This is a genomic window from Mycobacterium sp. E1214 (assembly GCF_001666755.1).
GTDB lineage: Bacteria > Actinomycetota > Actinomycetes > Mycobacteriales > Mycobacteriaceae > Mycobacterium.
In genome coordinates, this window is the sequence record NZ_LZJC01000111.1 from 70485 (window position 1) to 82848 (window position 12364).

General features: G+C 70.9%; 10 protein-coding genes. 7 read left to right on the forward strand and 3 right to left on the reverse strand.

Going from position 1 to position 12364, the window contains the following annotated elements:
* Window position 1: 1 nt before the first annotated feature.
* Window positions 2-757, reverse strand: coding sequence for an ANTAR domain-containing protein (locus tag A5700_RS15865; protein ID WP_068204839.1), 756 nt, complete (start codon window positions 755-757; stop codon window positions 2-4).
* Window positions 758-1057: 300 nt separating this feature from the next.
* Here A5700_RS15865 and A5700_RS15870 point away from each other — a divergent pair, with 300 nt between their 5' ends.
* The 4 genes from A5700_RS15870 (at window position 1058) to A5700_RS15885 (ending at window position 4959) form a co-directional block, all read left to right on the forward strand.
* The gene (locus A5700_RS15870) at window positions 1058-2038 is read left to right on the forward strand and encodes an NAD-dependent epimerase/dehydratase family protein (RefSeq protein ID WP_068068170.1); all 981 of its coding nucleotides are present in this window, start codon (window positions 1058-1060) and stop codon (window positions 2036-2038) included.
* A 96-nt stretch (window positions 2039-2134) separates the two neighbouring features.
* Complete coding sequence (gene fdhD, locus A5700_RS15875) at window positions 2135-2956, forward strand: formate dehydrogenase accessory sulfurtransferase FdhD (protein WP_068068167.1); 822 nt, start codon at window positions 2135-2137, stop codon at window positions 2954-2956.
* 114 nt (window positions 2957-3070) lie between these two features.
* Window positions 3071-3448 (forward strand): YraN family protein, encoded by a 378-nt coding sequence (locus tag A5700_RS15880; RefSeq protein WP_068068164.1) that lies wholly within the window; start codon window positions 3071-3073, stop codon window positions 3446-3448.
* Window positions 3448-4959, forward strand: coding sequence for a YifB family Mg chelatase-like AAA ATPase (locus A5700_RS15885; protein WP_068068160.1), 1512 nt, complete (start codon window positions 3448-3450; stop codon window positions 4957-4959). Before A5700_RS15880 ends, A5700_RS15885 begins: the two co-directional genes overlap by 1 nt.
* An 11-nt stretch (window positions 4960-4970) precedes the next feature.
* On the opposite strand, the gene A5700_RS15890 is transcribed toward A5700_RS15885, so the two are convergent.
* Window positions 4971-5246, reverse strand: coding sequence for a DUF4190 domain-containing protein (locus A5700_RS15890; protein ID WP_068068224.1), 276 nt, complete (start codon window positions 5244-5246; stop codon window positions 4971-4973).
* 134 nt (window positions 5247-5380) lie between these two features.
* Between A5700_RS15890 and dprA the strand changes: the two genes are divergently transcribed.
* Together dprA and A5700_RS15900 are read left to right on the forward strand one after the other, a co-directional pair.
* Window positions 5381-6523, forward strand: coding sequence for a DNA-processing protein DprA (gene dprA / locus A5700_RS15895; RefSeq protein WP_156671243.1), 1143 nt, complete (start codon window positions 5381-5383; stop codon window positions 6521-6523).
* Between the two features lie 135 nt (window positions 6524-6658).
* Window positions 6659-8044, forward strand: a complete 1386-nt coding sequence (locus tag A5700_RS15900; RefSeq protein WP_231973746.1) for an MFS transporter — start codon at window positions 6659-6661, stop codon at window positions 8042-8044.
* Between the two features lie 105 nt (window positions 8045-8149).
* Here A5700_RS15900 and A5700_RS15905 read toward each other — a convergent pair whose 3' ends face one another.
* The gene (locus A5700_RS15905; RefSeq protein ID WP_068068215.1) at window positions 8150-8590 is read right to left on the reverse strand and encodes a hypothetical protein; all 441 of its coding nucleotides are present in this window, start codon (window positions 8588-8590) and stop codon (window positions 8150-8152) included.
* 575 nt (window positions 8591-9165) lie between these two features.
* Here A5700_RS15905 and A5700_RS27300 point away from each other — a divergent pair.
* The coding region (locus A5700_RS27300) for a PPE family protein (protein ID WP_304440513.1) at window positions 9166-12364 on the forward strand (3199 nt) is incomplete at its 3' end.

The window sequence follows — 12364 nt, forward strand, 5'->3', positions numbered from 1 at the left end:
CCTAGCCCTGCTGCTCGGCCGACGGCAGCTGCCCGCGCCGGTCGATCACCTCGCGCGCCACGTCGGCCAGCTTGATGTTGAGCGCCTGGGAGTGCCGGCGCAGCAGGTCGAACGCCTCGTCCTCGCCCAGCTCGTGCAGCAGCATCAGCATGCCGACGGCCTTGCCGATCTCCCGGTTGCTGAGCAGCCCGCGCCGCAGGCTCGCCGAATCCTCGCCCTTGGCGACGGCGTTGATGGCCACGCTGGCGAACGCGGCCAGCTCGGCGGCCCGGCCGGCGGCCTCGGCGTCGAAGGTGTTGGGGGTGTCGCTGAACAGGTTGAGCGCGGCACCCTTGCGCTTGTCCACCAGCAGCCGAAAGCCCATGGCGCCGCGCACGGGGGTGTCGGCGATCAGCACTTTCGCCAGCTGCGGCCACAGCGACGGCCGGGTGAGGTCGGGCTCGATCTGCGGGGTTTCCTCCTCGATCGCGTCGATGCACGGGCCGTCTCCGGAGCGCCGCTCCAACTCGTCGATGTGCTGCGCGATCCGGTCGCTGGCGCCGACGGTGACGTAGCGGTCGCCGTCGCGGACCAGGAGGCTGGCGTGGTCACACCCGCGGACCACCAGGGTGGCGGCGACGCAGATCGCCGCGTACATCTCGTTGGCGTCGGAGCCTTGGTAGATGATCTCGGCCAGCGCCGCGAAAACCGTCCCCGGGTCGGCTTTCTCCCCTCCCGGCAGTGGTGCTGCGGGGCCAGCCTTCGGATCATCTCCCACGCCGGGCCTCTTTTCCTGCGGTGTCGGCATCGCGACCTGCGGTCATCGCCGTAGATTATCGGTCGCCGGCGCGCGCCTCACGTGCTGTTCGGTGCGGTCGCCCCTGCGCGGGCGCGTCGTCGAGCCACTGCCGCTGACCAAAGAAAACACCCGACGACAATACGGGTACCGCGCCCGTTGCACTGGCGAATCGCGACACCGGATGCCCGGCGCCGGGCCGTCCCGAAGGATGGCGCCGCGCGCGGCGTGAGGTTTCCCACGGTGTGGTTTCGGCGCGGTGGCGGCGGGAACCATCGAGGGATGGGAGTGACCGTGGCGGTGACCGGGCCGACGGGCGAGATCGGGGTCTCCGCGGTGACGGCCCTGGAGCGCGAACCCGCGGTGGACGCCATCATCGGGATGGCCCGCCGGCCGTTCGACCCGTCGTCGCGCGGGTGGACCAAGACCACCTACCAGCAGGGCGACATCCTCGACCGCGAGGCCGTCGACGCCCTGGTCGCGCAGGCGGACGTGGTGATCCACCTGGCGTTCATCATCATGGGCTCGCGGGAGGAAAGCGCCCGCATCAACCTGCAGGGCACCCGCAACGTCTTCGAGGCGACGGCGGCCAGCCCGCGAACCCGCCGCCTGGTCTACACGTCGTCGGTGGCGGCCTACGGGTACCACACCGACAATCCCGTTCCGTTGACCGAGGATGTGCCCACCCGCGGCTCGGCCGAGCACTATTACTCCGCCCAGAAGGCGGCGTGCGAGGAGTTGCTGGCCGAGATCACCGCGGACTCGTCGCTGGAGGTCTTCGTGCTTCGGCCGTGCATCGTCGCCGGCCCCAACGCCACCGCCCTGGCCGACGCGATGCCGTGGAATCAACTGCCCGCCCCGGTGCGCGCCGTGGTGAAGGCAGTGCCCATCCTCAAGCCCGTCGTGCCCGACCCCGGTATCCCGCTGCAGCTGGTCCACCACGACGACGTCGCCACGGCCATCGCGCTGGCGGCCACGACGCCGGCGCCGCCGGGGGTGTACAACATCGCCGGCGACGGGGTGGTGACGGTGGGCGACGTGGCCAAGGCGCTGGGTGGCCGCCCCGTGCGGGTGCCCGCCGTCGCGGCGACGGCGGCGTCCGCGGCGCTGTCCCGCGCGCCCCGCATCCCGTCGATGCTGGAGTGGCTGCACACCGCCCGCACGTCGATGGTCATGGACACCTCGAAGGCCCGGACGCAGTTGGGCTGGCGGCCTATCCACTCCTCGGCCGACACGTTGACCGCGCTCGCGTCGACGGCGTGAGCCCGGCGCCCGCGGCGCCGACCACTGTAGTTTGGGCTGGTGGAGATTCGGCGCCCGCGGGGATCCGACTAGTGGGCCGCGACCGGTGGAACGCCGGTGGGTAACGTCACCGCGCGCCGCCGCGCGCAACATCTGACCGCGGGCCGTTCGGTCACGCGGCCGGAGACCCTGGTCGTGGAGGAACCGCTGGAGATCCGGGTCGCCGGCGCACCGATCACCGTGACGATGCGCACACCCGGGTCCGATTTCGAGCTGGCGCAAGGGTTTCTGCTCACCGAGGGCGTCATCGCGGGCCGCGACGACGTGGTCAGCATCCGGTATTGCGGCGGGCGCGGCGACGATGGCGTCAACACCTACAACGTGTTGGACGTGACGCTGGCCGCCGGCGTGGCCGCCCCCGACCTCGACGTCACGCGCAACTTCTACACGACCTCGTCGTGCGGGGTGTGCGGCAAGGCGTCGCTGGAGGCGGTGCGGCTGGTCAGCCGCTTCGCGCCGGGCGAGGATCCCGTGACCGTCGCCGCGGCCACCCTGAAGGCGATGCCGGCCCAATTGCGCTCGGCGCAGAAGGTTTTCGATACCACGGGAGGCCTGCACGCCGCGGCGCTGGTCGGAGCCGGCGGCGAGATGCTGGTGGTGCGCGAGGACATCGGCCGGCACAACGCCGTGGACAAGGTGCTCGGCTGGGCCCTGGAGCATCGGCAGCTGCCGCTGGTCGCGACGGTGCTGCTGGTCAGCGGCCGGGCGTCGTTCGAGTTGACGCAGAAGGCCGTGATGGCCGGGATCCCGGTGCTGGCGGCGGTGTCCGCGCCGTCCTCGCTGGCCGTCTCGCTGGCGGAGGAGTCCGGCGTGACGCTGGTGGCGTTCCTGCGGGAGGACTCGATGAACGTCTACACCCGCGCGGACCGCATCGCCTGAGTGCGCCCGGCCGGCTGTGGACGGGCGGCCGACTGGGGATAACCACCCGCCGTGGGCGCCCGCCCGCCGCGACGCCCGGCCGACCTGTCGGGGTCACCGGGCACGGTGGCGCCCATGACGACCGAATCGACGATGACCCGCATCGAGCTGGGCGCGCTGGGGGAGGCGCTCGCCGTGGATCACCTGACGCGGCTGGGGCTGCGCATCCTGCACCGCAACTGGCGCTGCCGCTACGGCGAACTCGACGTGATCGCCTGCGACGACACCACCCGCACGGTGGTGTTCGTGGAGGTGAAGACCCGCACCGGCGACGGATACGGCGGCCTGGCGCACGCCGTCACCCCGCGCAAAGTCCGGCGGCTGCGCCGGCTGGCCGGCCTCTGGCTTGCCGGCCAGGACGGCCGGTGGGCCGCGCTGCGCATCGACGTGATCGGCGTGCGGATCGGGCGGCGGCGCACCCCCGAGCTCACCCACCTGCAAGGGATCGGCTGATGGCGCTGGGACGCGCCTTCTCGGTCGCGGTGCGCGGCGTGGACGGGCACATCGTGGAGATCGAGGCCGACATCACGTCCGGGCTGCCGGGTGTGCACCTGGTCGGGCTGCCCGACGCGGCGCTGCAGGAATCCCGCGACCGGGTCCGCGCGGCCGTCGCCAACTGCGGCAACAGCTGGCCCTTGGCGCGTCTCACGCTGGCCCTGTCGCCGGCGACGCTGCCCAAAACCGGTTCCGTCTACGACATCGCCCTGGCCGCGTCCGTGCTGTCGGCGCAGCGCAGGAATCCCTGGGATCGCCTCGAAAAGACGGTGCTGCTGGGCGAGCTGTCGCTGGACGGCCGCGTCCGGCCGGTGCGCGGCGTGCTGCCCGCGGTGCTGGCCGCCAAACGCGACGGCTGGCCGGCGGTCGTGGTCCCCGTCGACAACCTCGCCGAGGCCAGCCTGGTCGACGGCATCGACGTGTACGGGGTGCGCACGCTGGGGCAGCTGCAGAAGTGGCTCAACGGCGCCGCGCCCCTGGACAGCGGCGTGCACGCGCAGGCCGCGGCGCCCGAACCGCTGGCAGACCTGGCCGACGTGGTGGGGCAGACGCAGGCCCGGTTCGCGGTGGAGGTCGCCGCCGCGGGCGCGCACCACCTCATGCTGACCGGGCCGCCCGGGGTCGGCAAAACGATGCTGGCGCAACGGCTTCCGGGGCTGTTGCCCCCGCTCACCGACAGTGAGGCGCTTCAGGTGACGGCCATCCACTCGGTGGCCGGGCTCCTGTCGGCCGAGACGCCGCTGATCACCCGGCCGCCTTTCGTGGCGCCGCATCACAGCTCGAGCGTGGCCGCGCTGGTCGGTGGCGGCTCGGGGCTGGCGCGTCCCGGGGCGGTCAGCTGCGCGCATCGCGGCGTGCTCTTTCTCGACGAGTGCGCGGAGATCCGCGTCAGCGCGCTGGAGGCGTTGCGAACTCCCTTGGAGGACGGCGAGATTCGCCTGGCCCGCCGCGACGGCGTGGCCTGCTACCCGGCGCGGTTCCAGCTGGTCCTGGCCGCCAACCTATGTCCGTGCGCGCCGGCCCGCCCCCAGGACTGCATCTGCGCGGCCGCGACCAAGCGCCGCTACCTGGGCAAGCTGTCCGGGCCGCTGCTCGACAGGGTCGACCTGCGGGTGCAGATGGACCCGGTCCGCGCGGGCGCCTTCTCCGGCGGCGAGGGTGAGCCCACGGCCGAGGTGCGCCGGCGGGTGGCCCAAGCGCGGGCGGCCGCGGCCGACCGCTGGCGACCGCACGGCTTCAGCACCAACGCCGAGGTCAGCGGCCCGCTGTTGCGGCGCGAGTTCCGGCCGGCCCACGCGACGATGGTGCCGCTGCAGCGGGCGCTGGACCGCGGGCTGCTCAGCATCCGCGGCCTCGACCGCACGCTGCGCGTCGCGTGGAGCCTGGCCGATCTAGCCGGCCGGGTCTCACCGGGTCCCGACGAGGTAGCCACCGCGCTGAGTTTCCGGCAAGGGGGAGCGCAGCGATGAGCGCGGCGCGATCACCAGTGCAGCATCCGCAGCCAGTCGGTGTGCCCGCCGCGCATCACGATCGCGACGGTCACCAGGACGGCGAACGCGCGCGCGAATTGCGCCATCGCCCGGCCGCTCTCGCCGCGCCGTTGCATGTCGCGCAGCGCGATCCACGCGAGCGCGGCGCTCAGCAGGGGGATCGGCAGGCCCACCCAGCAGACCAGGCTCAGGGCGAACGCCGCGATGGCCCAGGGGTTGCGCTGGCGGGTGGGTGCGGCGCACATCATCGGTCGACCGATCGTCATCGTCATCATCGCGGGCTCCGTTCGTTGCCGGCCGCTTCAAGGCGGCGGGCTGCTGACACCCAGACACTCCCGCGGCGGCCTGAACGGATTCTTGGCGGATTCTTGGGACGGGAGGCCCGGCGATGACCGCGTGGATCGACGACCCCGTCCGGCGCGCCTGGGCCTATCTGTCCCGGGTGGCCGAGCCACCCTGCGCCGAACTCGCCGCCCTGGTGCGGCGCGTCGGGCCGGTCGACGCGGCGGAGGCGATCCGCCGCGGTCTGGTCCAGGGCGACCTGGCGCGCCATACCGCGGCCCGGCGTCACATGGACTGTGCGGCCACCGATCTCGACACGCTCGCACGCCGCGGCGGTCGGCTGATCACGCCCGATGACGACGAGTGGCCCGTGCTGGCGTTCGCCGCGTTCACCGGGGCTCAAGCCCGCCCGCGCGGCGGGCCGCCGCTCGTGTTGTGGGCGCTGGGGCCCGCCCGCCTCGACGAGATCACGGATCGGGCGGCGGCCGTCGTGGGCACGCGCGCGTGCACCGCGTACGGCGAACACATGGCCGCCGACCTGACGGCCGGGCTGGTCGAACGCGACGTCGCCGTCGTCTCCGGTGGCGCCTACGGCATCGACGGCGCGGCGCACCGCGCCGCCCTGGAAAGCGACGGCGTCACTGTGGCCGTGCTGGCCGGCGGCATCGACGTCCCCTATCCCAGCGGCCACACCGCCCTGCTGCATCGCGTCGGCCAGCACGGCCTGCTGTTGACCGAATATCCGCCCGGCGTCCGGCCGGCCCGGCACCGGTTCCTGACCCGCAACCGCCTGGTGGCCGCAGCCGCCGGCGCCACCGTGGTCGTCGAAGCCGGGTTGCGCAGCGGCGCGGCGAACACCGCCGCGTGGACGCGGGCGTTGGGACGGGTGGTGGCCGCGGTGCCCGGCCCCGTGACGTCGTCGGCGTCCGCGGGGTGTCACGCGTTGCTGCGCGACGGCGCGCAACTGGTCACCCGGGCCGAGCACGTGGTCGAGCTGATGGGACGCATCGGCGAGCTGGCGCCCGAGGAATGCGGCCCCGCCACCGTGTTCGACGAACTCAGCGACGCCGAACGCAGGGTGTACGAGGCGCTGCCCGGCCGCGGCGCGGTGACGGTCGAGCAAATCGCCGTCGGGTCGGGCCTCGCGCCCGAGCAGGCGCTGGGGCCCCTGGCGATGCTGGAGCTCGCGGGCTTGGTCCGGCGCGACGGCGGGCGCTGGGGCATCGTTCGCGCCGGCGCCGCTGCGGCGCCGGCGCCGTGATCAGGCGGACAACCGCTCGGCCACCGCCCAGGGCAAAACCGTGCCAGTGGACCGGGGCCCTGGGCGGCCGGGTAGCCCACCGGCCGGGCCGTCGCCGGGGAGGGGCGCCGGTCTTGCGCCACTACGCTCGTCAGCGTGACGGGGAGTTCGATCGGCGAGGCGCTCGACGACATGCCGGTGGGACCGGTGCACCGCAAGATCGTCGTCGCCGTGGGTCTCGGATTGTTCTTCGAGATCTACGAGATCTTCCTGTCTGCCACCATCGGCACCGCCATGCGGCGTGAATTCGGCGTGGGCGACATCGTTCTCAAACTGATGCTGGCGTCCTCATTCTTGGGGATGTTCCTCGGCGCGGCGTTCTTCGGCGGGCTCGCCGACCGGTTGGGCCGGCGCAACGGCTTCCTGATCGGCCTCGCCTGGTTCTCGGTGTTCTCCCTGCTGGGCGCGTTCGTGCCGTCCCCCGCGCTGCTGCTGGCCACGCGGTTCCTGGCGGGCGTGGGCATCGGCGCCGTCTACCCGGTGGCCGACTCTTACCTGGCCGACGTGCTGCCGAAGGAGCAGCGTGGCCGGCTGGCCGCCTACGCGTACACATGCTCCCACCTGGCGGTGCCACTGGCCGGGTTCCTGTCGTTCTGGCTGAGCAGCCGCGCACCCATCGGTATCGCGGGCTGGCGCTGGCTCGTGGCTTTCGGGGGAGTGGGTGCCGCGAGCGTGCTGGCCCTCAACCGGTGGCTGCCGGAGTCACCGCGCTGGCTGGCCGGCGCCGGGCGCGTTGACGAGGCCCGCCGGGTGCTGGCCCGATTCGCGGGCGCACCGTCGGCGGCCACGCACGACGCGGACCTGTTCGACCATGGGGTCCACACGCCGGCCAGGCCCGCCTTCCCGATACTGCGCCGCGCCCCCTACAGCCGCCGACTGGCGATGCTGGTCATCTTCCATCTGTTCCAGACGTTCGGTTACTACGGTTTCGGCACACTGGCCACGCTGGTCCTCGTGAACCGCGGCTTCCCTGTCGCCTCGTCGATGCTGTTCAGTGCGGTGTCGTTCCTCGGATATCCGATCGGGTCGGCGATGGCCATCCCGCTCATCGCGAAATTCGAGCGCAAGTTCCTGGTCGTCGGGTCGATCGCGGCGGTCGCCGGCTTCGGCCTGCTGTTCGCCACGCAGTCGTCGACGCCGTTGATCGTGCTGTTCGGCTTCCTGACCACCGCCACCTGCAACGTGTTCTCCAACGTCTACCACGTCTACCAGGCGGAGATCTTCCCCACCGAGGTGCGCGCCACAGCGGTCGGCTGGACCTACTCGTTGTCCCGCCTGTCCAGCGGCGCCTCGCCGTTTCTGCTGTTACCGGTCCTGCACCGCTACGGTGCGGGCGCGATGTTCGCCGTCGTGGCCGCCGCGTTGGCACTCGTGGGCGTCGCGGTTCTCTGGCTGGGCCCGCGCACCTCGCATCGAAGTGTCGACGACATCAACCCCGAAGTCCGCACGCCCGAACCAGACGTCCAGGGCGCCGACCGGTGACGCCAGCGGCGCAACGACCGCTTCGGGCTCGCCCGTCCCACCGGGGTGCGGTGTTTGCAGCCGGAGCTTCGTAACGCGGTACCGCGGGCGGTCGGCAAGGCGTTCTCAGGCCGCCCGCTGCACCACGCGATACGGGAGGCGGCGCTCGACTGCCTCGTCGACGCTGACGGCGAAGACGTAGGAACCCGGCTTCTGTAGCCGCAGCGCCGGAATGTTGACCGCCAAGGCGACCGATTGAGTTTCGCCGGAGTCGACGTGCCGAGATGGGCCGACATTGAATTTAAATTGGGTGTGGAATGGCTCTCGCTCGTCCGTGTTGTGGTTCTTGACCATTTGCCCGTCCGCGTCCAGCAGTTCGATGTCGACCGTGTGTTCCTGGTCGGTCGCGGTGCGCGCTACTTCGACGATTATCGCGACGCCCAGCGACACCGTGACGGGTCCGGTGTGCTGCGCCGGGACGACAACCTGGTCGATGCCGCCGGCCGCGACGTATAACACGTTGTTCTGCGCCTCTGCGTGGTTGCACAGAATTGCGGTCAACTGCATGGCGACGACCATACCCGGGCTTTGCGCGTCGATGTGCGTTATCACCTCCACCGATCCCGGATGCCGCTGCAGGCCCAATCAACTTGGGAAACAATGGCGTTCGTTGACGTAAGCCGGTCGCACGGTGTATAGGGAGCGCTCTTGAGTGGGGATGCCGCCCGCGTTCGGCGGCCTCTTCATTGGTTCGGTGGGATTTCCGAGAACCAATTGACCTCACATCCGTAACGCGGCGAAAATGAATTGAATACAATGACTCGCGAGAACTCGATTAATGGTGACCGACCATTAGCACTGCGAGGGTTGCCCCGACGCTGACAACGGCCAAGCTCACCGCCTTTTTCGCCGGCGAATGTTAGTGGTCGGCAGTCCATTGGGCTGCGGTGTGGGCCGTCTATCGATAGCTGCGGCAGTACGCGAAACGAAAACTTGCGCCGAACGGCAGATTAATTCCACAAAAACCACCCATCGCCAATCCAACACACGCACAATAGGGGCGATCGAGGTCAGCCCTCGACGGGAGCGTAACGGTCATCTGGCTTCGGGTGTCACCACCCACGGAACTCGATGAGAAGGCCATGGATTTTGCTTTCCTGCCTCCGGAAGTCAACTCTGCGCGCATGTACAGCGGCCCCGGATCGGGGCCGCTTTTAGCGGCGGCGGCCGCCTGGGACACGCTGGCCGCCGCATTGACGTCCAGCGCCAGCGGTTACGCCGCGGTCGTCGCGGAGTTGGCCGGTCAAGCCTGGTTCGGTCCGGCGTCGTTGGCCATGCTGGCCGCGGCGGTTCCCTACGCCCAGTGGTTGGCAAGCACAGGCGCATTGGCCGCACAGACGGCCGCCCAGGCGTACGCCGCCGCCGCCGCCTACGAGGCGGCCTTCATCGCGACGGTGCCTCCGCCCGCGGTCGCCGAGAATCGGGCGCAGCTGGCGGCGTTGGTCGCGACCAATTTCCTGGGCGTGAACACTCCGGCGATCATGGCCACCGAAGCCTTGTATGCGGAGATGTGGGCTCAAGACGCCGCCGCCATGTACGGCTATGAGGCCGCGTCAACCGCCGCGAGCGCCCTCACGCCGTTCGGGGAGCCGCCGCGCACCACCAACTCCGTCGGTCAGGTGACCGACGCGCAGGCGCTGGCCCGGGCCGCCGGCGATTCGACCAGCTCCCGCATCCAGAGCCTGGCGCAGTTGACCTCGCCGGTGTCGTCACAACAGGCCGGTTCGACGGCGACGTCGGAGCAGTCGGTGTCGGGAGCTGCCTCGCAGCAGTTGAGCTCGACCGCCATGTCGGAACAGGTGAGCTCTTCGACGGTGTCGCAGCAACTTGACTCGAGCGCGGTGTCGCAGCAGTTGAGTTCTGCCGCCGCGTCGCAGCAGTTGACGTCGGTATCGCAGCCGTCGGTGTCGAATGCGGTCTCCTCGCAACCGGCCGCGACCACCGCGTCGCAGCAGGCGGTGTCGACGACGGTGTCCCAGCAGCTGGGCTCGACCAGCGTCTCTCAACAGTCCACGCCCAGCGCCGTTTCCGCGCAGCCGACCTCGACCACCGCCTACCAAGCGGCTTCACCGGCCGCCTCGAACCAGCCGACCGCCACGGCCGTGACGCAGCAGTCGACCGCCACGGCCGTCACCCAGCAGTCCGCGTCGACGGCGGTGACCCCGCAGTCCGCGTCGACGGCGGTGACCCCGCAGCCGACCTCGGTGTCCGCCTATCAGGCGGCGTCGCCCGCCGCCACGCAGCAGCTGAGCTCGACGGCCGCGACCCAACAGCTCAGCTCGACGGCCGCGACCCAACAGCTGAGCTCGACGGCCGCGACGCAGCAGCTGAGCTCGACGGCCGCGACCCAACAGCTGAGCTCGACGGCGGTCTCGCAGGGGCTCACGGAAACGCACGTCATCATCGACGGCGTCGACCCGATTTCGCTGTCCGGCGACGTCACCGGCACCACGCACCTCACCGCCGGCAACAGCTACGTCATCCTCGCGGGCAACACCGTCACGATCGACCCAGGCGCAACCCTGATCGCCGACTCCGGCAGCACCCTCACCATCGACGGCACCATGACCATCGACGGCGGGACGCTTGGCTCCGGCGGCAGCCTGATCGACGGCGGTGCCATCACCGTCGCGAACGGTGGAGCCGTCACGGTCAACGGCGGAACGCTTCTCGCCGACGGGGGCACGCTGACCGTCACCAACTCCCTGACCGTCGCGAGCGGGGGCTCCGTCACCGTCAACGGCGGCACCGTCGTCGGGGCGGGCGGCAGCGTGACCGTCAGCTCCGGCGGCGTGCTCACCGACAGTGGCACTATCACTCTCGGCAGCGGTGGGGTGCTCGGCTCGGGCGGATCCCTGACCGACAGCGGCACGCTGACCGTCGGCGCCGGCGGCGTGCTCGCCGACGGCGGCACCGTGACCGTCGGCTCGGGCGGCACCTTGACCGACGGCGGCACGCTGACGATCAGCTCTGGCAGCACCTTGACCGTCAACTCGGGCGGCGCGGTCACCGACAGCGGCGCGCTCACCATCAGCTCGGGTGGCACGCTCACCGACGGCGGCACCGTCACCGTCACAGGCGGCGGCGTCCTCACCGACGGGGGCTCCCTGACGAACACCGGCGGGACCGTCATCGTCAGCACGGGCGGCGCCGACAGCGGCACGTTCACAGTCGGCTCCGGCGTGACCTTCACCGACAGCGGCACCGTGTCCATCGGACCGGGCGGCAGCCTGACCGACGGCGGGACGATGGTGGTCGCCAGCGGCGGCACGCTGACCGACGGCGGCACGCTGACGGTCGCCAACGGTGGAACCGTGACGGATCTCGGTGCGCTCACCATCGATTCGGGCGGCGTGTTCACCGACAACGGAACGTTCACCGCCGGCCTCGGTGTCACGGTCGTCGACAACGGCACCCTGGACCTCAACAACGCTGTCAGCCTCACCGGCAGCGCCATCGACGTGGGCCCCACCGGCGCGCTGGACATCAACAGCGGCGGCACGCTCGCCATCAACCTCGGCGGCACACTGAGCGATGGCGGCGCGGTCACCATCAACTCGGGTGGCACCCTGACCGACGGCGGCACCGTAACACTCACCGGCGGTGGCACATTGTCCGACGGTGGCGCGTTGACCAATACGGGCGGCACGCTCCTGGTCAGCACCGGCGGCACCGATAGCGGAACGCTGGTCGTCGGCCCCGGCGTGACGTTCACCGACACCGGCGCCGTCACCGTCAACTCCGGTGGCGCCGTGACCGTCGACGGCACACTCACCGTCGGCCCGACCGGCGCGTTGACCGACAGCGGGGCTGTCACGATCAATGCGGGCGGAGTGTTGACAGACGGCGGCGCAGTCACCGTCAATTCTTCTGGCGCAGTGACCGATAGCGGAACCCTCACCGTCGCCGGAGGCGGGACGTTGACCGACAGTGGCGTCGTCACCGTCAATTCGAGCGGGGTGTTTACTGATAGTGGTGCGCTGACGGTCAATTCGGGTGGGACGTTGTCCGACAGCGGTGCATTCACCATCGATTCGGGCGTCACGCTTGCCGACAACGGCACCCTGAACGTCGACAGCGGCGCCACCGTCGGCGGCACCATCGACGTCGGATCGACCGGTGCGCTCAACGTCAACGACGGCGGCACCCTCACCGTCAGTGCTACCGGCACGCTGAGCGACGGCGGCGCTGTGACGGTGAATACCGGTGGCGCGCTTGTCGATAGCGGAACTGTCGACATCAACGGCGGAGCGGTTCTCGGGTCCGCCGGCACGCTGACCG